Origin of the sequence: Bradyrhizobium sp. HKCCYLRH3099 (genome assembly GCF_051167855.1) — a bacterium.
In the GTDB taxonomy this organism is placed as follows: Bacteria; Pseudomonadota; Alphaproteobacteria; order Rhizobiales; family Xanthobacteraceae; genus Bradyrhizobium.
The window spans coordinates 175,680-197,075 of record NZ_JBNPTW010000009.1 but is presented as its reverse complement, the minus strand read 5'-3'; the positions used below and the strand labels follow the sequence as shown (position 1 = coordinate 197,075).

Genomic DNA, 21,396 nt, shown 5'->3' with positions numbered 1-21,396 from the left:
CATTGCGCTGTTACTTGCCTTGTCGTCCGTCCGGGGAGATCAGTCGCGCTGCCTGCGCGATCAGGGATCTGTCAGGTGCTGTTCCGGCCGCATTGCCATAGCGCTCGATATCGGCCAGGATCGTGCGGGCCAATCCGCGATAGGTCGCGGGATAGCGCTGGACATAGGGCAACAGCAATCTCAGCGCCTCGTGCGCCGCCTGCGCCGCGTCGTCGTAACGCTCGAGGGCAGCCAGGATATCGGAAAGGACGCTGACACTCGTCGCGAGATCAGGCAGAAAGGCGTCGGGCCGGCCTTGCGCCAGACGCCTTCGGATATCGACGGACTCCTGGCTCGCGACCAGCGCCTCCTCGTGCCGCCCGAGATTGGAGAGCATATTTCCTGTGTTGTTGAGGCTGATCGCGAGATCGGGCAGGAAGGCGTCGGACCGGCTTTGCGCCAGACGCCGATAGATGTCGACGGCCTCCTGGCTCGCGGCCAGCGCCTCCTCGCGCCGGCCGAGGTTGGAGAAGCTGTTGCCGAGATTGTTCAGGCCCATCGCGAGATTGGGCAGGAAGGCGTCGGGCCGGCCTTGCGCCAGACGCCTTCGGATATCGACGGACTCCTGGCTCGCGACCAGCGCCTCCTCGTGCCGCCCGAGATTGGAGAGGCAGCCGCCGAGATTGTTCAGGCTGCTCGCGAGATCGGGCAGGAAAGCGTCGGGCCGGCTTTGCGCCAGACGCCGATAGATGTCGACGGCCTCCTGGCTCGCGGCCATCGCCTCCTCGTGCCGCCCGAGATTGGAGAGCATATTTCCGGTGTTGTTCAGGCTGCTCGCGAGATTGGGCAGGAAGGCGTCGGGCCGGCTTTGCGCCAGACGCCTTCGGATGTCGACGGCCTCCCGGCTCGCCGCCAGCGCCTCCTCGCGCCGCCCGAGGGCGGAGAGGCGGTTGCCGAGATTGTTCAGGCTCATCGCGAGATCGGGCAGGAAGGCGTCGGGCCGGCTTTGCGCCAGACGCCGATAGATGTCGACGGCCTCCTGGCTCGCGGCCAGCGCCTCCTCGCGCCGCCCGAGGTCGGAGAGGCGATTGCCGAGATTGTTCAGGCTCATCGCGAGATCGGGCAGGAAAGCGTCGGGCCGGCTTTGCGCCAGACGCCGATAGATGTCGACGGCCTCCTGGCTCGCGAACAGCGCCTCCTCGTGCCGCCCGAGGTTGGAGAGGCGGATGCCGAGATTGTTCAGGCTGCCAGCGAGATCGGGAAGGAAGGCGTCGGGCCGGCTTTGCGCCAGACGCCGATAGATCTCGACGGCCTCCTGGCTCGCGGCCAGCGCCTCCTCGCGTCGCCCGAGGTTGGAGAGCATGGCTCCGGTGTTGTTCAGGCTCATCGCGAGATCGGGCAGGAAGGCGTCGGGCCGGCTTTGCGCCAGACGCCGATAGATGTCGACGGCCTCCTGGTTCGCGGTCAGCGCTTCCTCGCGCCGCCCGAGGTTGGAGAGGCGGAGGCCGAGATTGTTCAGGCCAGCCGCAAGTCGACCGATCGACGGAATTGCGCTGTCTCGGAGCGGCGGCCGGCTGCCGATCAACGCATGCCCGATCCAGGACAGGAGTTGCCCGATCCGTCCGAAGGCCGCGGTCTCGCGTTCCCGATCGGCGGCCTGGGATCTCAGCCGGCTGACGATGAGCCGGGTCAGGTCGGCGGCCAGCTCCCGGAGCGCCAATGTTTGGTCAGGCAACTGGCCGGCGATCTGCATCAGTGCGCCGAGGTCCGCCTCGGCGTCCTGCACGATCGCATAGAGCCAGCGCACCGGCTCCTCGCGCCCGGTCGCCGCGAAATCCTGCGCGGTCCGCATCAGGGTCGCGCTGACCTGCGCATAGGATGCCGCCAGGCGGCGGAGCGAGCGCATCACGTCGACGCCGCGCGCCTCCAGCGTTCCTCCGCTGCCGAGCCAGATCAGGATCGTTGCCTCGCCGACGATGTCCGGGATGATGGACGCGATCTCAGGGTTGGAGCCGTCATCTGGCGGCAGCGCATCCCGCAGCGCCGCCATAATGCCGTCAATGCTGGCGCCCGACCCGAGCGCTGAGAGCTCCTCGGTGGCAAGGGTGCGGGCGTCGGTCAGGGCAAGTCCCTGGGCGAGCGTCGCCATCACGGCCATGTGCCGGGCCGCGAAGCCAGGAGAGCTCTGATCGGCGGCATCGACGCCGCGGCCAGCCGCAATGCCGCCGATGCGGTCGAGCTCGCGCTGCGCGATGATGGCCGCGAGATCGGTGCGGCGGCGCGCCAGCGCTTCGTGGACCCCGGCCTCGGCCGCGACCAGCCCCGCCATCATCAGGAACAGCGGATTGCCGGCCCATTTCTCTTGCATCAGCAGCCGGTCGAATTCCGGATCGGCGCCTGGCAGTGGCACCGGCAGATCCTTGCGCCGACGGCTGAGGACGGTCGTGAAGATCTCGCGGCGAAAAACCGTGTCGTCGATTTCGGCAAGCTCGACCGGCTCCGGCGGATCGAGCAGCGATTGCGCCGCACGAGAGCTTTCATTTTGCCCGAGCCCGACCATATCGGCGAGCCAGCCGATCTCACGTTGCGCCTGGCGCTCCAGCAACAGCAGCCGCAGCGGGAATTCGCTTCTCGCATCGACGAGGTCGTCAATCCAGCCACGCAACTGCGCCGCACGTTTGGCGGCGTAATCGACGACCACCAGCGTCGGCGCATTCCAGACCCATTCGGCAACCCTGGCCTGGCCGCGAAACCGATCGAGCTCGCTGTCGGTGACGAAGCCCGCGAGCCAGCCCTGACCGCCGAGGGTGCGGGCGAGCTCCAGCGCCAGCCGCGTCTTGCCCCGTCCGCCCGCGCCGGTGACGACCCGGATCGAGATGTCCTGCTTGCTGTCGGCCCAGGCCCGCAGGTCCGCCATCACGGCGTCGCGCCCGAGCATTTGAACGACGTCGGTGCGATAGGCGCTGAGCAGGACGGCGTCCGAGTCGGTCTGTCGCGCCCGCTCGGCACGGGCCTCGAACCGCGTGAGCCGCAAGGTCGGATGCACGGCCTCGCGGATCAGGCGGCCGGTCGCCTCCGCGTCGAGGCCGACATGGATGACGTTGTCGCGGATGTCACGGCCGGCGGCGACGCCATGGTGCGCCTGGACGCTGCTAGCGCCTGCGCCGCCAGTGCTTGCTCCGCGACGCAGCCGTCCCGTCACCGCCCGCTCTTCGGCTTCGGGTCGTTGACGGAGATCGTGATGGTGTTGCCGACCATGTCGCGCCCGGCAGCCGCGCCTTGCGTCGCCGTCACATCGCCCGTGACCGTTAGATGGCCAGTCTGCTGCAACAGCGACGCCAGCGCCGCGACCTCGCCCTCGTTCCTGCGCAGATATTTTTTCAGCGCGGCTTCCAGCACCTCCTGGTTGTCCTGATCATCCGGGTCCTTTTCGAGGTCCTGGACATCCTTCGAATCGGACCCGAGTCTGCCCTTCAGCCACTCCCAGACGGATTTGCCCGCGGCGCCGGCCGCACCCTTGGCGGCTTCCTTTCCAAGCGAGATCAGGTAGGGCAGTGATGCTGCGATCGCCGCGCCTGCAAGAGTAGCCGGATCCATTGTCGCCTCCCGACGGTCCGAAATCCATGCGCAGGCATTGTTGACTGGTTCTGACACTACAATCAAGGCGTGTTGAGCCGTTCGGAAATGCGCTGGCAGTGCTGGACTGTCCCGTAATGCCCAGGGGAGACGCGGCCCCGCCCGCTCGAAGTTGAACTACTCCAGCCCCACCTTCTTCAGGAGTTACAGCGACAGTGCATTTAGCTCGCGCAGACGCTGTAGCCAATTAGTGCACCATAATTACCCCATGAGCGACGGGACGGTCGTGCAACGGGCCCGTCTGCCGTGGCCAGGACCTCTCAATGCCATCGGCTTCCTGCAGCAAGATCGTGGTGTCTGGCTCCGCGACACCTATGGCGAAACGGCACTTTACGACCTTTCATGGTCGCGCGCAGTAGCTCCACTGCACCCGAACTTTTGAAAATAGCGCGGAGATTCGCGAGGTTCGTCAAAACGATGCGCCTATAGCGGGGCGCACTCATGTGCAGCAGCCGGTGTCGTCCGCCTTTTCCGCACTCCCCGCTTCGTTCCCCGGTTAAGAATTGCTTAACCCAAATCGCGCCATCGTCGGGCGCGAGCTGCGGGGAAAGTTCCCGCTCAGGCGGCGCTTCGGACCCGTGTTTTTACGTTCGATATCCGCAATGCCGGCTGTGCTCGGCGTACGTCAACGGCCAGGCCGCGGACGATCAGTACAAGGGTCATGGTCGAAACGGAATGCGCGGCGTGTGATGCCTGCGCGCGTGACGATTTGACCGGGTAGGCGGCGATGCCAGGCTCCGACGGCCGGCAGGCCGGATCGACGCAACGAGACACAAGGCGAGCCCTTCGACATGAGCACGACAGCCACTGCCCTCGACAATCACAGCCAGTACCAGTCCATCGTCGGCCAGATCCGGACGCTCGCCTACAAATATATCGAGGACAAGGATTACGTCAGCGCGCAGCTCGCCTTCCAGAAACTGCTCGAGCTCGACCCCAAGGACATCAACGCGCGCTTCATCTATGCGCAGCTGATCGACGACGGCTCGCACAAGAAGCGCGCCGAGGCGCGCGACATGATGCTGGCGATCCTCGACGAGAACCCGCAGATCTTCGAGCAGGCCACCGAGGGCAATCTGCACCTGATCCGCAGCGCCGCGGTGCGCTGCAGCCATGTCGGCCCGTTCTCCCGCTCGATGGAGCTGTTCCGCAAGCTCGCGCCCGCCTCCAACGAGGCGGCGGACTACTTCTCGCTCAGCGAGATCCTGACCCAGGGCAACGAATTCGAGGAAGCGGTCACCGCGCTGGAGAAGGCGATCAAGCTCAACCCCGCCTATGACACGCCGGCCAATCGCGAGACGCTGGAGCTCGCGCGCTCCAATGCCAAGAAGGGCAAGACCAAGGAGGTCAAGGCCCGCGCCAAGGTCGGGCGCTATCCGGAGACGAAGGACTTCCTCGGCGATCTGCAAACGCTGATCACCAACCACATCGCCGTGAATCTCGCGGCCGCGCCAAAGTTTCTCGACAAGAGCACGCGCTTCTTCACCATGGGCTCGTGCTTCGCGCGCAACCTCTCCAAGAGCCTCAATGACAGCGGCTACAACAGCCATCACATGGAGATCTCGGAGTACATCAACACGACCTTCGCCAACCGCGTGTTCGTCGACTGGCTGCGCGGCGCCAAGATCGATCCGGAGATCCGTGAGCGCATCGTCGAGCTGCTGCCGCCGGGATCGAGCCAGGAGAATACGCTCGCCGTCATCAAGCAGGCCGACGTCTTCATCCTGACGCTCGGCGTCGCCGCCGCGTTCTTCGACCGCGAGACCGGCGCCTTCGTGCTCCCCAGGCCGAGCGCGCTCAACTCACGGGCGCTGGCCGAGAAGTACAAATTCCGCACCGCCAGCGTGCAGGAGAATGTCGACAACGTGCGCTATCTGATCGACTTCGTCAGGAGCGTGCGGCCCGGCATCAAGGTGATCGTCACCGTGTCGCCGGTGCCGCTGCTCACCTCTTTCGAATATGAATCGGTGGTGCAGGCCGACTGCCTGTCGAAGAGCACGATGCGGCTGGTCGCGCACGAGATCGTCAACAATTCGGAGCTCGAGGACATCTGGTACTGGCCCTCGTTCGAGGTTTTCCGCTGGGGCGGCTCGAATGCCTCCAGCTTCTTCGCCGCCGATGACGGCGCCGCCTGGCACGTCTCGGAGGACAAGGTGTCGGCGACCGTCCGCGCCTTCGTGCAGACCTTCTCGCCGGCCTGAGCACGGTCACGGAGAGCAATTCAGATCGGCTGCCTCAGGGCAGCCGTTTCTTCCAGAGACGGAAGATCAGGAAGCTGGCCTGGGCATAGCCCGGCGGCGAACTGTCGGGCCCGAACGGGGTCCGCGAATATAGTGAGCTGGAGACCATGAAGCCCCCCACATATGGCTCCGGCAATCCCGTCAGCACCAGGAAGCAGCGGTGCGTGAGCAGGCCATCCTCGGGCTGGTTGCCGCGCACCAGACGGCAGTCGCCCAGCCCGGTGAAGGGGATGCCGTTGAGCTGGCCTTCGGTGTAGGTGCCGAGCACGGTCGGGTCCATCGCCTGGCCAATACACACCCGCATGTCGCCGATGCTCTTGTCGTTGCTGCCGGTCATCCGGCCATCGCTCGGCTGCACGTTCACGCTGTGAATGGACAATTGGTCCTCGAGCGCCGGAGCAAAACCGGTCTTGGTCGGCGCGCAGAAATCCGACGGCACGACCCGCCCACGGCGTACGGAGCGCGCGATGTAGATTTCCTCGACGTCATTCTCGCCCGCCTGGGCGAGGCTCTGCTGCTGGCCGGCGAGCAGCATGGCGGCCGTTATGAGCAGTGCTGAGATCATTCGGCGCATGCGCCAGCCCTTCCCCCGAATCGACCACTTTCCCTATCGGATTCGGCGAACCTTCTGAACAGCACCAACGAAAAGTACATATGCATACGATCATACCTCAACCTTGGGTCGTTCCACGAGGATGGAACACCTCCGCATGGCGGTATTTTGGTAACAAACGCCGATGGTCTGGGATTGCAGTGCGAGCGCCCGCACATGCTGCAATCAACGATGTTCGGATGATCGTCGGGCGCGTCCCTGAGCTCCTCATCGCCCTGAACTGAAGTCGCGGTCATCGACAAAAGGTTCTGAGAAAAGCGGTGTGCCGATCCGCGAGGGCGTGTGGAGCGCCCGCGTACGATCTGGAATTGTCCCACCCAGTGTGACGAGCATCACATCGGGGGATCGCCGGGACGTCTAAACCTCCTCGCAGCCAACAAGGGGAGCTTTCACGATGCGCAAGATGATCCTGACCGGTGCCATGGTCCTGATGTCCGCCACCGCCGCCATGGCCGAGGGCACCCGCAGCCTGTCGCTGTCGTCCAGCGACGCCGCCCCGACGCCGCGACCCAGCTATGTGCAGCAGGCCGGCCAAGTCACCGTGACAGCCGCACCGGTCCCGGCCGTCGCGACCGTTCCGGCGCAGCCCGCCACCCAAGCGACGGCCGCTGCTGCACCCGCGGCGGCGCCCGCGCCAGCCGCTCCAGCGACCACCGCCGCGACACCGCAGCCGGCGACGGCCACAGCGACCGCGCCTGCAGCGTCGACAAGCTCGGTGCAGAAGCCGCAGAAGTCCCAGCGCTCCGCCCGCAGCAGCAAGCCGCGGACCAGGAGCTGGACGGAGGCCCGCATCGTCCGCGAGTTGCACCGCCACGGCATCTATTGGTGAGCGGACAGCGAGAGCTTCGTTCGGCATCGAGCCCGGTTGACAGCCGTTCAACCTGAGCTAGCTTTTGGCCCATATTACCGCCATATGGGGAAACATGATGTTCCGAACGGCCCTGCTTGCCACTGCAATTCTTGCGGCGACGACAATTGGCGCCGCCGCCCAGACTGTTGCGCTGACCTTCAACATCCCGGGCCAGCCGCCGGTGAGCCATCCAGCCAAATGGCGGCCCGGCATCACGGTCGAGCAGGCCATGCAGGGCGCCGGGATCAAGTACGTCACCGCCTGGTATCCCGGCCTCGGAAATGCACTCGTGATTGCCGAGGGCACGCCCCTGGTGACCAATGGTGGTCTGGGATCACCGTTCTGGTGGCTGTGCGTCGATGGCAAAGCGCCGAAGCGCGGCGGCAAGGATGTCGGCATGTCCCAGGCGTTGATTCCCTCGGCGCGCTCGACTGTGACCTGGTCCTGGACGATCGAACCGACCTGCAAATAGCCGGCCCGGTTCGCGGCGGCATCGACGGCATCCGCTGCAGGTTGCCAGGCCGATAGAAGAAGGCGCGGCGTGATTTTCAGGCAAACACGCGTGCAACGAAAAAGGCCGGGCAATCGCCCGGCCTTTGCCGTCACTCACGGGCAGCGGGGCATCACTGCTGGACGGTCTGGATCACGCTGGAGATCGGGCGCGCATTGGTCATGGTGGTCGGCAGCTTCGGATCCTGGCCGACCATGGCGTCATATTCCGGCAGCGTGTCGAGCGTGCCCTTCGGCTTCATCGCGACGACCTTGTAGCCGCCGGCCTTGAGCCGCCGCAGCAGGGTCGGCAGCGCCAGCGCCGTGTTCTTCTGGAAGTCGTGCATCAGGATGATGCCCTTGCCCTTCTTGTCGAGCCCGGTCATGACCGTGTTCACGACCTGGTCGGCATCCTTGGAGCGGAAGTCGAAGCTGTCGACGTCGCAGGAGAACATCGCGACGTTGCGGGTGCCGAGATAGGCCACGGCGGACGGACGGTGCTGCAGCTGCGGGAAGCGGAAGAACGGCGCGGGATTGGTGCCGCCAAGCGCGAACTTCACAGCGCTGATGCCCTTCTCCAACTCGTCCTTCGCGGTCTGATCGGTCATCTTCTTGCCGTTGAGATTGACGTGCGACCAGGTGTGCACGCCGACGACGTGACCGGCCGCCTGCACCTGGCGCAGGATCTCCGGATGATAGGTCGCGTGCTTGCCGATGGTGAAGAAGATGCCGGTGGTGCATTCGTCGGCCAGCGCCTTCAGCACGGCCGGCGTGTTGACCGGCCACGGGCCGTCGTCGAAGGTCAGCACGACCTCGCGGTCGGCGAGGAAGTCGAACTGCTTGAAGTGGTCGAGGCCGAAGCCCGGACCGCCTGTCGTGTCGACCACGACGGTGCGGGAGACGCCGAGCGCATCCGGATTGGCGCAGGTCGATTTCGGCAAGCTGGGCGCCGGCGGCGGCGTTGCGGGTCGGGCCGGCACGGTGCCGGTGAACTCGACGTCGGCCTTGGCGGCGAGCCTGGTCGAGGATGGGGAGGACGCCGGCTCGGCCGGCTTGATCGATGCGCTCTGCGCGGCGGCTTTCGCGGCGCTCGGCTTCGACACATAGTACCACACACCGGTGATCGCCAATGCCGCGACGACGGTGGCCAGCAGCAAGCCTAACGCATTACGCATGGTTACTCTTCCCGAAAACGCGAGACAGACGGTGGCGGACAAGAACACCGTCCAACCACCTCGATTAGCTTCCATTAGTGCCAACGAAACCTTAACGCGGTGCCAACACGGCCAGGATCGACCAAGATTTGCAGGACGATCGCCGACGCTCTCGGGTGTTCACCGGAGCGACATGTCGCCGCGGGCGGCCGCCCTGCCGAAATGGCCGATCCGGGTTGCGCAGGCCGATCTGGCGTGACCCGCATCACGGTTGCTAACGCGGCATCCGGCCATGATGAGCGCATCGAAACACGGGGCCCGCAATGACGCGGAGCCAATGGGAGCCAGCCATGACGAAGTCCTTCACTCTGCTGCGCAAGGCCGTTCTGGCCGCCGTCAGCGTCGCCGCCGTCGCAACCTTCACCACCACCGAAAGCTTCGCCTTCAGCGCCGAGGCGCAGCAGATGTGCACCGGCGACGCCTTCCGCCTGTGCAGTAGCGAAATCCCCAACATCCCGGCAGTCACCGCCTGCATGATCAAGAACCGCTCCTCGCTCAGCTCTGGCTGCCGCACCGTGCTCGACAAGGAAGTCTTAAAGCAGCGCAGCGGCAAGATCGCCGAAGTCAGCGACAGCCAGTGATCACGGGCTCTGGCTCCCCTTGCGCGCCCCGGCTGCGGTCGAGGTGCTTGCGAGGCCCGGTTGCGGCCACTAAAAGCGCCGCCGAACCTTCAATGCCGGGAGCGAGGCGTCAGTCATGAACAAAGTCTTGGTGGTCATCCCCTTTCTCCTGCTCGCATCGGCGGCCTCCGCCCAGCAGCAGCCCGGCCAGGATGCCTGCGCCCGCGACGTATCGCGGCATTGCCGGGCGGTGATGAACAATGGCGACCAGGCCGTGCTCGCCTGCCTCAAGGAGCACCGCGCCAAGCTGTCGAAGGCCTGCGACAAGGTGCTGACCGATCACGGGCAGTGAGTCCTGATTTGGCGTAATCATTTCGGTCGTCGAGCGGATGGCCGAAGTTTTTTTTGTCGTCTCCGGAGGCTCGTCATTCCGGGGCAAGGCCGCAGGCCTTGAACCCGGAATCCCGAGATTGTCTTGCACCCTGCTCCTCAGCTTGAGATTCCGGGTTCAATCGTCACCGCGCAGCCGCGCGTTGACGATTGCCCCGGAATGACTCGGAAGCGGTTTGCTTGAGCGAATGAGCCGCTTAAGGCCCGCTCCGCGCTGCGCTCGCCACCGCAGGCGCAGTCTCGGGCGTGCGGTCGATGTCGTCCTTGGCGCGCACGGAGCCGAACGGACGCTCCAGCATGCGGCGGATGCGGACCGGATCGGGGCCGATGTGGAAATCGATGGCGCGCTTGTGCAGCTCGCGCTCGGCGCGGGTCGAGCGGTTGCGCTGGCGCAGATAGTCGATCCAGGTCGGGCAGTGATAGCGCTCGGTCCAGAGTTCGGGATCGGCGATGTCGCGCGCGATCGACCAGCCATAGGCGCCGTTGCGCTGACGGCTGAGCTGCACGTCCTGCATCAGATCGTGGAAGGCGCGGGCATTGTCCTCGGCGACGCGGTACTCGATCTCGACCACCAGCGGGCCTGAGCGCGGCGTCAGCTCGAGCTGCACCTCGGGATCGGCCAAGGTCTCGCCGTCCTCGTTGCGGGCGCCGATCGGCGGCATCCGCAGCCACAGGCCGAGCAGCGGTGAGGCGATCATCAATCCGCCGGACACCAGCAGCGCGACCTCGACGCCGGCGGCGTCGGTGAGGCGGCCCCAGCCCCAGCTGCCGATGGCGATGCCGCCAGAGATCGCCGCCTGGAACGCGGCCAGCGCGCGGCCCGCGACCCAGCGCGGCGCCGACAGCTGCACGCCGATGTTGAACAGCGCGACCGCGAGCATCCACACCGCGCCGGCGACGACGAGCGCTGCGGCCGTGAGCACCGGCTCGGTGCTGAGCGCCACGGCCGCCGTGGTCGCTCCCAAGGTGAGCGCGCAAACGCGGATCGCCGCCTCGCCCGACAGCCGCTTCCTGACCTCGCCGATATTGAGCGCGCCGATCACGGCGCCCATGCCGAACGCGCCGAGCATGATGCCGTAGGTCTGCGCACCGCCATGCAGCAGGTCGCGCGCGACCAGCGGCATCAGCGCCGAGATCGAGCCGCCGATGATGCCGGTCACCAGCGTGCGGATCAGCACGATGCGGATCGATGGCGAATGGATGATGTAGCGTACGCCGGAGACGATGGCGCGGTTCAGCGGCTCGCGCGGCAGCCGGCTCGGCTCGACCACGCGGCGCCACATGAACAGGGCCACCAGCAATGGCAGGTACAGCAGCGCATTGGCCGCGAACGCGGCCACCGCCCCCGCAGCCGCGACCACGACGCCGCCGATCGCCGGGCCGAAGCTGCGCGCGATGTTGTAGCTGATGCCGTTGAGCGCCACGGCCGCCGGCAAGGTTTCCGGCGGCACCTGCTCGCTGACCGAGGATTGCCAGGCCGGCCCCATCAGCGCCATGCCGCTGCCGATCACGAAGCACAGCACGAGCAGGCGCTCGGGCGTGACCATGCCGAGCCAGGCCAGCACGGTCAGAGTCGTCGCGCCGCCGAGGGCCACGAGCAGGGACGCCAGCGCGACGATGCGGCGGTCGTACATGTCGGCGACCGCGCCGGCCGGCATCGAAATGAACATGACGGGCAGCATCAGCGCGGTCTGCACCAGCGCCACCTTGTCGGCCGACGACGTCATCTGCGTCATCGCCCAGGCGGCGCCGACGGCCTGGATCAGCAGTCCCAGATTCGACAGCAGGCTCGCCAGCCAGATCCGGCGGAACACCGTGTGCTTCAGCGGTGCGGCGATGCTCTCCGCGGCGAACAGCTCGCGTTTCTGCGGCGCATTCATGCCGGTCCGTCCAGGTCGCCAGATCGCAGGGCAGAAGATCGCATTGAACTATCGCTTGATTCCAGCCGGACGAATGTGATGCCTGCGAAGGTCAGCCGCGTCCAGTGCGCAGACGATCGCATCATGGATCGCGGCCAACCAACACAAGATGAATGAGACAAGGGGAGATCGCCCATGAAACTGACGCGCCGCAACATTCTGCAGGGCATGGGAACCCTGCCCCTGCTCGCCAGCGGCCTGCCGCTCTCCGCCGCCGCACAGACGACGACCGCGCCATCGACCGGCGACATTCCTCCGATCCTGTTCGTCCACGGCAACGGCGATCATGCCGCGCTGTGGCTCACGACCTTGTGGCGGATGGAGTCCAACGGCGTGCCGCGGTCGCGGCTTGCCGCCCTCAACTTCACCGATCCGCTGGCCCGCAACGACGACGCGGTGGCGCAGCCGAACCGGTCGTCCACCGACGACCAGCGCCGCGAACTGGCCGAGGCCATCAAGGCGCTGAAGGAGCGCACGGGCGCACCGCGCGTGGCGCTGGTGGGCAGCTCGCGCGGCGGCTACGCGATCCGCAACGTCATCAAGAACGGCGGCGGCGCCGACGTCAGTCATGCCGTGCTGTGCGGCACGCCCAATCATGGCGTGTTCGACTGGGAGGACAGTCCCGGCAGCGAGTTCAACGGCCGAGGTCCGTTCCTGCGCGCTCTCAATTCAGGTGACAGCGAGGTTACCCCAGGCACCGCCTTCCTGACCTTGCGCAGCGACGGGCTGGACAAATACGCGCAGGCCGACGGCCGGCTCGTGGGCAAGCCGGGCGTCCCCACCGGGATCACCGCGGAAGGCCCGGCGCTGAAAGGCGCGACCAATCTCGTGCTCGGCGCGCTCGACCATCGCGAGGTCGCGTTCCATCCGCGCGCGTTCCGCGAGATCTACAAATTCATTGCCGGCCGCGAGCCGTCGGTCATCGCGGTCCAGCCGGAGCGCGAGGTGCGGATCAGCGGCCTCGTCACGGGCACGCCAGGCGGCGCACCGACCAACCGCCCCGTTGCCGGCGCCAGCGTGGAAGTCTACCGCGTCTCAGGCGAGACCGGCGCGCGCAACGGCGAGCCGGTCTATCGCGGCCAGACCGGCGCCGACGGGCGCTGGGGCCCGGCGGAGATCGATCCGACGTCGTTCATCGAGATCGTGCTGACGTCGCCGGGCGCGCCGGTCACACATTTCTACCGCTCGCCGTTCCCGCGCTCGTCCGACGTGGTGCATCTGCGCGCCGCGCGGCCGCTCGGCCAAGCCGATGCCGGTGCTGGCGCGATCGTGATCATGTCACGTCCGCGCGGCTATTTCGGCCTGCCCCGCGACATCGTGCTGCTCGACGGCAAGGAACCGGGCGACGTACAGAAGGGCGTGCCGACCGATGCCGCGACGACGTTGCGGCTGCCGGCCGGAGACATCGGGCGCAGCGTCATCGGGCTGTTCAACCAGGAACGCATCGCCGCCCGGCTTTGGCCAGCATCGGAGGGCAGGATTGCGCTGATCGAGCTGACTGATTAGTTGCTGGAGTATGATGGTACGTCACAGGACACCCGAGGGGGTGCGCTTGCGCGTCCCAGCTCACGCGACGAGCGCGATGACGTGAAGATGTCGCGCTCGTCGGTGCGATAGTTTGGGTCGACGGGCGCTCATGGGAGCGATCTTGTGAGGAGTGAATGAGCACTGCCGAGATCCACTATCTGCCGCAGGCACGGGTGCCGCATTCCCGGGGGCCGCTGATCCCGCCGATGCCGCCACGCGCGCCCGACAGCATGGGCACGCTGCGGCGGGTGCTGATGATGGGCCAGAACGCCATCTCGACCTGGAGCCAGCGCGCCTATGAGGACGAGATCGTCCGCGGCCGTTTCCTCGGCAGCTCCAGCTACATCCTCAACACGCCCGAGACCATCAAGCATGTGCTGGTCGACAATTGGGAGAACTACACGCGCACCGCCGGCGCGATCCGCGTGCTGCAACCGGTGCTCGGCGACGGTCTGCTGATTGCCGAGGGCAAGGCCTGGAAGCATCAGCGCCGCACGCTCGCGCCGGCGTTCACGCCGCGCGCCGTCTCCGGCCTCGTGCCGCACATGGTGGCGGTGACCGACGAGACGGTCGCGCGGCTGCGGCAGCAATGCGGGCAGCCGGTCGATTTGCGCGAGGTCATGCAGCGCATGACGCTCGACATCGCCGGCCGAACGATGTTCTCGTTCGAGATGGGCCGCCACGGCGCCACCTTGCGCGACTTCGTCTATGAGTACGGCATGCGGCTCGCCAGCCCGCATCTCCTGGACATCGTGCTGCCGGTGTCCTGGCCGACCCCGCGCGACTTCGCCCGCCGAAAGTTCCGCAGGCGCTGGACCGATTTCATCGGCATGCTGATGGCCGAGCGCCGCGCCGCCGGAAAGCTGGAGGATGCGCCGCCGCGCGATCTGTTCGACCTGATGGGGGCCGCGCGCGATCCCGAGACCGGAGCGGCCTTCACCGACGCGCAGCTCGCCGACGAGGTCGCGACCATGATCCTCGCCGGACACGAGACCACCGCGACGGCGCTGTTCTGGGCGCTGTACCTGATCGCCCTCGACCCGGCCAATCAGGACAGGCTCGCGCAGGAGGTGCGCGCGGCGGCCGATCTCGGCAGTCCCGAGCAACTGCCGTTCACGCGCGCGGTGATCGACGAGACGCTGCGGCTGTATCCGCCGGCGTTCCTGATCGCCCGCGCCGCCAGCGGACCGGACCGCCTTGCGTCGTTTTCGGTCAAGCGCGGCGACGTGGTGCTGATCTCGCCCTGGCTGCTGCACCGGCACGAGAAGCTGTGGGACGCGCCCAATGCCTTCAAGCCGGAGCGCTTCATGCCCGGCGCACCGCCGCTGGAGCGCTTCGCCTACCTGCCGTTCGGGGCCGGTGCGCGGGTCTGCATCGGCGCTCATTTCGCCCTGGTCGAGGCAGTGCTGGCGCTGGCGCGCCTGGTCGGCGCCTTCAGGATCGAGCTGGTCGACCGCGCGCCGGTGATGCCGGTCGGCGTGGTGACGACGCAGCCCGACCGCTCGCCGCTGTTCCGAATCACGCCGCGGTGAGCGCCGTCATCTGGTATTCCGGTCCATCTTTGACTACCTGATCGGAATGTCCATGACCGCGGCCATGCCGTTTTCCGCCTCCCACGACGCTGCCGACCCGGCCGTGTCGGACGCGATCGCGCGGCTGATCGCGGAAGGGGCCGACCACGAGCTCAACCGGATCAACGTGCTCGACTTCGCGGCCCGGACCGGCCTCGACGAGGAGCGCGCGATCTCCGGCTTCATCCATGCCGCGCGGGCCGGCCTGTTCGACCTGACCTGGAACGTGCTGTGCCCCGGCTGCGGCGGCGTGCTCGACGCGCACGGCACGCTGAAATCACTCCGCTCGGACGAGTATCAATGCGGGCTGTGCGCCTGCGGCTATGAGGCGACCGTCGACCAGCAGGTCGAGGCCGCCTTCACGGTGAGCCCGCGCGTCAGGCGGATCGCCGCGCACGACCCGCATGCGCTGCCGGTCTGGGACTATTTCAAGCAGGTGTTCTGGAGCTCCGGCGTCGAATTCGACGACGCCGCGATGGCGGCATTGTCAAACGAGGTGGTGATCGACACGCGCGAGCTCGCGGCCGGCGACCACACCACCGTCACGCTGACGCTGCCGCCGCAATTCATCATCCTGTTCGAGCCGGTCACGCATGCCGCGCATTTCATCGACGTGCAGGGCGACCCGACTGACGAGGTGCAGCAGCTCGCCATCAAGTATGAAGGCGGACACAGCGCGGTGCAGACCACGGTGCTGCGGCCCGGCCCGCTGCAGCTCGCGCTCGACAACAAGGCCCGGGTGCGGACCTTGCCGACCATCATGGTCGCGGCCGATGCGCTGCATCACCTGATCGGCCGGCGCAAGCCGTTCCTCACCGCCAAGCGGATGCTGTCGAACCAGACCTTCCGCGACGTGTTCAAGGCCGACAATCTCAACATCGACCAGCGGCTGAAGATCACCTCGCTGACCTTCCTGTTCACCGACCTCAAGAGCTCGACCGCGTTGTATGAGCGCGTCGGCGATCTCGCCGCGTTCGACCTGGTGCGCGCGCATTTCCGCATCCTGCTCGAGATCATCAATGCCGAGAAGGGCGCGGTCGTGAAGACCATCGGCGACGCCGTCATGGCCACCTTCATCAAGCCGGAGCATGCGCTGGCCGCGGGCCTGCGGATGCGCCACGCGATGCAGCGGCTCAATGCCGAGCGCGGCACCGAGGATCTCGTGGTGAAGATCGGCATCCACGAAGGGCCCTGCCTGGCGGTGATGCTCAACGACCGTCAGGACTATTTCGGACAGACCGTCAACATCGCCGCGCGCGTGCAGAGCCTGTCGACGGCGCAGGAGATCCACATCACCGCACCGGTCATCCAGAGCCCTGGCGTCGCCGACATTCTGAGCACGGCGAACATCGCCCCCATCCAGAAACAGGCGGCGCTGCGCGGGATCGCCGACCGGATGATGGTCTACGAAATACCGTAACGCTTACCGAAATGTCATGCCGCGGCCGGGCCCGGATGGATTGTCCGAGACCGGCGGCGTTTGCATATAACAGGCGTCAGCAGGACGATCCGCGGCCTGCACGCAACATCGAAGGACGCCATGCTCGAAGGATTGCGCCAATTCATCGCCGACGTCGTGTCGCCGCAGGAGACGCCGGCCTTCGACGACAATGGCTACCAGCTCGCCGCGACCGCGCTGCTGATCCACGTAATCTCGCTGGACGGTGAGCCGAGTGCGGCGGAGCAGCGCAAGCTGCACAGCCTGATCGAGCTGCGCTTCGGCCTCGACCATGGCTCCGCCGACCGGCTGATCGCGCAGGCGATGCTGGCCGAGGGCGACGCGGTCGATCTCTACCGGTTCACCAGCGTCATCATGCGCGAGGTCGACGAGGCCGGCCGGCTGCGCATCGTCGAGATGATGTGGGAGCTGGTCTATGCCGACGGCAAGGTGACGGAGTTCGAGGACAATGTGGTCTGGCGCGCCTCGGAGCTGCTCGGCATCTCCACTCCCGACCGCATCGACCTCAAGCACCGGGTGGCCTCCCGACGCGCGGGGAACCCGGCCTGATCCGGCTCCCGCCCGGCGAGTGGCCGTCAGATGAACAAACTTTAATTTTGTTCCGGGCAACCTTTGTTCATGTAAACCTATGTGAATCCGATGTTATTGCGTTAACCGGGCGCCGAGCCGGGCTTCGGGCCAGCTTGCATGTTCCGGCCGGGCTATGCTCTCGTCCGCGGCGACCAAGCAAGTTCGGAATGTAATCGAAGAGCAGGGAATCGTGAGTGAACGGGTTACGCTGGTAACGGGCGCCTCGGCCGGAATCGGAACCGAGCTGGCACGCGTGTTCGCGGCCAACGGTCACCGGCTTGCCTTGACCGCCCGGCGCGAGGACCGCCTCGCCGCGCTCGCCCGCGAGATCACCGCCAAGGGCGGACCGGCGCCGCTCGTCATCCCCTGCGATCTCACCTCCCCCAATGCCGGGGCGACCATCGCGGCGGCGCTGACTGACGCCGGCGTCGAGCTCGAATATCTCGTCAACAATGCCGGCTTCGGCCTGTTCGGCAAGGCCGTGCAGCTCGACCGCACCGAGCAGCTCGACATGATCTCGGTGAACGTGCGCGCGCTGACCGAATTGTCGCTGCGCTTCTCCGACCAGCTGATCCGCAACAAGGGCGGCATCCTCAACCTGGGCTCGGTCGCGGGTTTCCTGCCGGGGCCCGGCATGGCCGTCTACTACGCCTCCAAGGCCTATGTGATTTCGTTCACCGAGGCGCTGCGCAAGGAGCTGGCGCCGCATGGCGTGCGGGTCACCGTGCTGTGCCCGGGTCCGGTGCCGTCCGAATTCCAGGACCGCGCCGGCTTCAAGCCGGGTGTCGATTCGGTGATCCTCAACGTCTCGCCGAAGGCCGTCGCCGAGGCCGGCTATCGCGGGCTGATGGCGGACAAGCGGGTCGTGCTGCCGGGGATCGGCATCAAGATCGTGCCGTTCCTGCTGCGCTGGTTCCCGCGCGGCTTCATCCTCGACGCGGTCGGGCGGCTGCAGCTCAAGCGCAGTTGATCCGCCCGCGCGGGGCGGATCCGACATTCCGCTTTGCGATGTCGGTGTTGTCGCCGTGGCGGCATTGGCTCTGAAACCGCACCAGATTTTTCGTTCTGCGTTTTCGACGCCGCCAGTGGTCTTCGACTATCGCGAAACGTCGCGCAGATGATTCGTTGCGTCGGCCGAAATGGCCCGTGCTGGCCCGGTGTTTGCTTTCCGAGGTTGACTTGCTCACGCACCGTTAACCTTCGCTTAGCTATGATCGCCAGGTGATGCTCAGGCCAGACCCTTCGCTTTCCTCGAACGGGACCGCCACGGCGGACGTTCGGCCCCTGTCCTCGACGCCGGCCGCGGCGGCTGTGCCGCACCGGCCCGTGCTCATCATCCTGCACCAGGAAACCTCGAGTCCCGGCCGCATCGGCAATGCGCTGCGCGCCCGCGGCTACCGGCTCGACATCCGCCGGCCGCGCTTCGGCGATCCGCTGCCGGAGACGCTCGATGGGCATTCCGGTGCCGTGATTTTCGGCGGTCCGATGAGCGCCAACGATCCCGACGATTTCGTCCGGCGCGAGATCGACTGGATCGAGGTGCCGCTGCGCGAGCAGCGCCCGTTCCTCGGCATCTGCCTCGGCGCGCAGATGCTGGCGATGCAGCTCGGCGCCCGGGTGGCGCCGCATCCGCAGGGACGCGCCGAGATCGGCTATTATCCGATCCATCCGACGCGCGCGGGCAAGAAGCTCTGCCCGCATTGGCCCGACCATGTCTACCATTGGCACCGTGAGGGCTTCGACCTGCCCGCCGGCGCCGACCTCCTGGCCGAGGGCGGCGACTTTCCGGTGCAGGCCTATCAATACGAGAATGCCACCGGGCTGCAGTTCCACCCCGACGTCACCTACGCGATGATGTGCCGCTGGACCACGCGCGGCCATGCAAGGCTCGACACGCCCGGCGCCTGCGCGCGCCACCATCATTTCGAGGGCCGCGCGGTGCACGATGCCGCCGAGCGGGTATGGCTGAAGCACTTCCTGGATGGATGGCTGGAGCGGCAGCCGGTCGCGGCGATGGCCGAGGCGGCGGAGTAGCGGCTTCAGACGATCGGATTGTGGTGACTGGTGTCAGTCCGGCTTCGCCAAGGGCTACGCCGGACACCACGCTTCGCCCCTCGGGCACTGCGTGGCTGCGCCACGCGTAGCCCGAAGGGCGAAGCGTGGTGGAGCCAGGCGGGATCGAACCGCCGACCTCATCATTGCGAACGATGCGCTCTCCCAGCTGAGCTATGGCCCCAAGTCACGACTTCGACGGTCCGATGTTTTGGACAGTCCGATGTCTTGGTCACGCGGCCGCGCGAGAGTGGGAAGGCGGCCGGCAGATCGGGCGCCATTTACAGGCGGTGAACTGGTCAAGTCAAGAACGCTCACATCGCCCGTTAGCCTTGACGTCCGGCTTCCCTTGTTTGGGCGGGGGGGAACCGATATCTACCGCACAACCCAGGTCGAATCCGCGACCTCGCCCCCGAGTGGACCCGCATGCGTGCCGTTCTCGACATCGTTCTGATCGTTCTCGACCTCTATGTCTGGCTGCTCATCGCCTCGGCGATCCTGTCGTGGCTGATCGCCTTCAACGTCGTCAACACGCGCAATCAGTTCGTGTCCGCGGTGGCCGAATTCCTCTACCGAATCACCGAGCCGGTGCTGGCCCCGATCCGGCGCATGCTGCCCAATCTGGGCGGCCTCGACATCTCGCCGATCATCCTGATCCTGATCATCATGCTGATCCAGCGCGTGATCACCTACTACATCTACCCCAACGTCTTCTGATCGCTGTCGTCGCGATGGAGCCCTGGCGCACGGCGGCGGGTGGCCTGACCGTCGCGCTGCGGGTGACGCCGCGCGGCGGCCGCGACGCGATCGACGGTGTCGAGACGCTGTCCGACGGCCGCAACGTGCTGAAGGTCCGGGTCCGTGCGATTGCCGACGGCGGCGAAGCCAACCGCGCCGTGACCGAGCTTCTGGCCAAGGCGATCGGCGTCACCAAGAAGGCGGTGCGAATCACCTCCGGCACGACGGCCCGTCTCAAGCAGGTCGCGATCGACGGCGAGCCGTCCAAGCTGGATCAGGCCTTGCGCGACCTCATCGCAGCCCATAAGCCCAGCGGCAAATAACGAGAGCAGACGCAAAACGAGCGTATCGACGCTTCCGGCTGCAGCGGCGGCCTTCACCCTCCCCTGGAGGGGGAGGGTCGGCTCACAGGCGCGAAGCGCGTGTGAGGCGGGGTGGGGTGATCTCTCCTCTGGCACCAGCGCGAGTAGAGAGATCACCCCACCCCGCTCGCCCGCTTCGCGCGCGAGCGACCCTCCCCCTCCAGGGGAGGGTGGGAGCTTGCGGCTGGCGTCGTGCGCTGAAGAGACTGTTTTGACCGAAGAGGTAGAGCCATGACCGCACGCATCATCGACGGAAAAATCATCGCAGCCGATCTGCGGGCGCAGGTCGCGGGCGAGGTCGAGCGGGTCAAGCGCGACCACGGTCTGACGCCGGGCCTTGCCGTTGTGCTGGTCGGCAACGACCCGGCCTCCGAGGTCTACGTCCGCAGCAAGCACACCCAGACCCAGGCCGCCGGGATGGCGTCGTTCGAGCACAAGCTGCCCGCCGACGTCTCCCAGGCGGAGCTGCTGGCGCTGATCGGCAGGCTCAATCAAGACCCGTCGGTGCATGGCATCCTGGTGCAGCTTCCGCTCCCGAAAGGGCTGGAGACCGAGGTGGTGATCAACGCGATCGATCCGGCCAAGGACGTCGACGGCCTGCACCCGCACAATGCCGGCCGCCTGGCCGGCGGCCAGCCGGCGCTGGCGCCGTGCACGCCGCTCGGCTGCATCATCCTGAGCAAGACCGTGCACGGCTCGCTCGAAGGCCTGAATGCGATCGTGATCGGCCGCTCCAATCTGGTGGGACGTCCGCTGGTGCAGTTGCTTCTCAACGAGAACGCGACCGTGACCATCGCGCATTCGCGCTCGCGCGATCTGCCGGCGCTGACCGCGCGCGCGGACCTCGTCTATGCGGCGGTCGGCCGACCGGAGATGGTGAAGCGCGACTGGATCAAGCCGGGCGCGACCGTGATCGACGTCGGCATCAACCGCATCCCGACCGCGGAAGGAAAGACGAAGCTGGTCGGCGATGTCGCCTATGCCGAGGTTGCTGAAGTGGCCGGCGCGATCACGCCGGTGCCCGGCGGCGTCGGCCAGATGACGGTGGCCTGCCTGCTGGTGAACACGCTGCGCGCGGCTTGCGCGATCGCCGGGCTGCCGAAGCCGGCGGTGTAGCCTGCAAAGTCATTCCGGGGCAGCCGCGCAGCGGCTGAACTCAGGTGCGCAATCGCGCACCTGAGAATCTCGAGATTCCGGGTCTGCGCTTCGCGCATCCCGGAATGACCT

The 21,396-nt window shown here is 66.7% G+C and carries 19 protein-coding genes and 1 tRNA gene; 14 read left to right on the top strand and 6 right to left on the bottom strand.

The window, feature by feature from the left end; genetic code table 11:
* Nucleotides 1-10: 10 nt before the first annotated feature.
* Nucleotides 11-3,181 (bottom strand): tetratricopeptide repeat protein, encoded by a 3,171-nt coding sequence (locus ACQR1Y_RS19300; protein ID WP_434877690.1) that lies wholly within the window; start codon nucleotides 3,179-3,181, stop codon nucleotides 11-13.
* Nucleotides 3,178-3,576 (bottom strand): hypothetical protein, encoded by a 399-nt coding sequence (locus ACQR1Y_RS19295; protein ID WP_434877691.1) that lies wholly within the window; start codon nucleotides 3,574-3,576, stop codon nucleotides 3,178-3,180. The genes ACQR1Y_RS19300 and ACQR1Y_RS19295 overlap by 4 nt, the downstream gene beginning before the upstream one ends.
* Nucleotides 3,577-4,406: 830 nt before the next feature.
* Here ACQR1Y_RS19295 and ACQR1Y_RS19290 point away from each other — a divergent pair.
* A complete protein-coding gene (locus ACQR1Y_RS19290) occupies nucleotides 4,407-5,816 on the top strand; it encodes a GSCFA domain-containing protein (protein ID WP_434857867.1) in 1,410 nt (469 codons plus the stop codon).
* A 34-nt stretch (nucleotides 5,817-5,850) separates the two neighbouring features.
* Here ACQR1Y_RS19290 and ACQR1Y_RS19285 read toward each other — a convergent pair whose 3' ends face one another.
* Nucleotides 5,851-6,420, bottom strand: a complete 570-nt coding sequence (locus ACQR1Y_RS19285; RefSeq protein WP_434877692.1) for a hypothetical protein — start codon at nucleotides 6,418-6,420, stop codon at nucleotides 5,851-5,853.
* 442 nt (nucleotides 6,421-6,862) lie between these two features.
* Between ACQR1Y_RS19285 and ACQR1Y_RS19280 the strand changes: the two genes are divergently transcribed.
* Nucleotides 6,863-7,297, top strand: a complete 435-nt coding sequence (locus ACQR1Y_RS19280) for a hypothetical protein (protein ID WP_434877693.1) — start codon at nucleotides 6,863-6,865, stop codon at nucleotides 7,295-7,297.
* A 64-nt stretch (nucleotides 7,298-7,361) separates the two neighbouring features.
* On the top strand, nucleotides 7,362-7,790 hold the full coding sequence (locus tag ACQR1Y_RS19275; protein ID WP_434877694.1) for a hypothetical protein: 429 nt from the start codon (nucleotides 7,362-7,364) through the stop codon (nucleotides 7,788-7,790).
* Nucleotides 7,791-7,941: 151 nt separating this feature from the next.
* On the opposite strand, the gene ACQR1Y_RS19270 is transcribed toward ACQR1Y_RS19275, so the two are convergent.
* A complete protein-coding gene (locus tag ACQR1Y_RS19270) occupies nucleotides 7,942-8,982 on the bottom strand; it encodes a polysaccharide deacetylase family protein (RefSeq protein WP_434857871.1) in 1,041 nt (346 codons plus the stop codon).
* A 329-nt stretch (nucleotides 8,983-9,311) separates the two neighbouring features.
* Here ACQR1Y_RS19270 and ACQR1Y_RS19265 point away from each other — a divergent pair, with 329 nt between their 5' ends.
* Complete coding sequence (locus ACQR1Y_RS19265; RefSeq protein WP_434857872.1) at nucleotides 9,312-9,602, top strand: hypothetical protein; 291 nt, start codon at nucleotides 9,312-9,314, stop codon at nucleotides 9,600-9,602.
* Nucleotides 9,603-9,717: 115 nt separating this feature from the next.
* A complete protein-coding gene (locus ACQR1Y_RS19260; protein WP_434857873.1) occupies nucleotides 9,718-9,933 on the top strand; it encodes a cysteine rich repeat-containing protein in 216 nt (71 codons plus the stop codon).
* Nucleotides 9,934-10,168: 235 nt separating this feature from the next.
* Here ACQR1Y_RS19260 and ACQR1Y_RS19255 read toward each other — a convergent pair whose 3' ends face one another.
* Nucleotides 10,169-11,851 carry an MFS transporter gene (locus ACQR1Y_RS19255; protein WP_434877695.1) on the bottom strand — a complete coding sequence of 561 codons (1,683 nt, stop codon included), beginning with the start codon at nucleotides 11,849-11,851 and terminating at the stop codon, nucleotides 10,169-10,171.
* A gap of 174 nt (nucleotides 11,852-12,025) precedes the next feature.
* On the opposite strand from ACQR1Y_RS19255, the gene ACQR1Y_RS19250 reads away from it, so the two are divergent.
* The 6 genes from ACQR1Y_RS19250 (at nucleotide 12,026) to ACQR1Y_RS19225 (ending at nucleotide 19,051) form a co-directional block, all read left to right on the top strand.
* On the top strand, nucleotides 12,026-13,396 hold the full coding sequence (locus ACQR1Y_RS19250) for a hydrolase (RefSeq protein WP_434877696.1): 1,371 nt from the start codon (nucleotides 12,026-12,028) through the stop codon (nucleotides 13,394-13,396).
* A gap of 155 nt (nucleotides 13,397-13,551) precedes the next feature.
* Nucleotides 13,552-14,949: a cytochrome P450 gene (locus ACQR1Y_RS19245; protein WP_434877697.1), complete on the top strand. Its 1,398-nt coding sequence runs from the start codon at nucleotides 13,552-13,554 to the stop codon at nucleotides 14,947-14,949.
* Between the two features lie 52 nt (nucleotides 14,950-15,001).
* Complete coding sequence (locus tag ACQR1Y_RS19240) at nucleotides 15,002-16,408, top strand: adenylate/guanylate cyclase domain-containing protein (RefSeq protein ID WP_434877698.1); 1,407 nt, start codon at nucleotides 15,002-15,004, stop codon at nucleotides 16,406-16,408.
* 120 nt (nucleotides 16,409-16,528) lie between these two features.
* Nucleotides 16,529-16,996 carry a TerB family tellurite resistance protein gene (locus tag ACQR1Y_RS19235; RefSeq protein ID WP_434857878.1) on the top strand — a complete coding sequence of 156 codons (468 nt, stop codon included), beginning with the start codon at nucleotides 16,529-16,531 and terminating at the stop codon, nucleotides 16,994-16,996.
* 211 nt (nucleotides 16,997-17,207) lie between these two features.
* Complete coding sequence (locus tag ACQR1Y_RS19230) at nucleotides 17,208-17,987, top strand: SDR family NAD(P)-dependent oxidoreductase (protein ID WP_434857879.1); 780 nt, start codon at nucleotides 17,208-17,210, stop codon at nucleotides 17,985-17,987.
* Nucleotides 17,988-18,241: 254 nt separating this feature from the next.
* Complete coding sequence (locus ACQR1Y_RS19225; protein WP_434877699.1) at nucleotides 18,242-19,051, top strand: glutamine amidotransferase; 810 nt, start codon at nucleotides 18,242-18,244, stop codon at nucleotides 19,049-19,051.
* Between the two features lie 126 nt (nucleotides 19,052-19,177).
* On the opposite strand, the gene ACQR1Y_RS19220 is transcribed toward ACQR1Y_RS19225, so the two are convergent.
* Nucleotides 19,178-19,253 (bottom strand) — tRNA-Ala (locus tag ACQR1Y_RS19220).
* 242 nt (nucleotides 19,254-19,495) lie between these two features.
* Between ACQR1Y_RS19220 and ACQR1Y_RS19215 the strand changes: the two genes are divergently transcribed.
* The 3 genes from ACQR1Y_RS19215 (at nucleotide 19,496) to folD (ending at nucleotide 21,285) form a co-directional block, all read left to right on the top strand.
* The gene (locus tag ACQR1Y_RS19215) at nucleotides 19,496-19,786 is read left to right on the top strand and encodes a YggT family protein (protein WP_011923523.1); all 291 of its coding nucleotides are present in this window, start codon (nucleotides 19,496-19,498) and stop codon (nucleotides 19,784-19,786) included.
* Between the two features lie 14 nt (nucleotides 19,787-19,800).
* Nucleotides 19,801-20,130, top strand: a complete 330-nt coding sequence (locus ACQR1Y_RS19210) for a DUF167 domain-containing protein (protein ID WP_434877700.1) — start codon at nucleotides 19,801-19,803, stop codon at nucleotides 20,128-20,130.
* A 270-nt stretch (nucleotides 20,131-20,400) separates the two neighbouring features.
* Nucleotides 20,401-21,285: a bifunctional methylenetetrahydrofolate dehydrogenase/methenyltetrahydrofolate cyclohydrolase FolD gene (folD, locus tag ACQR1Y_RS19205; RefSeq protein WP_434877701.1), complete on the top strand. Its 885-nt coding sequence runs from the start codon at nucleotides 20,401-20,403 to the stop codon at nucleotides 21,283-21,285.
* Nucleotides 21,286-21,396: the final 111 nt, after the last annotated feature.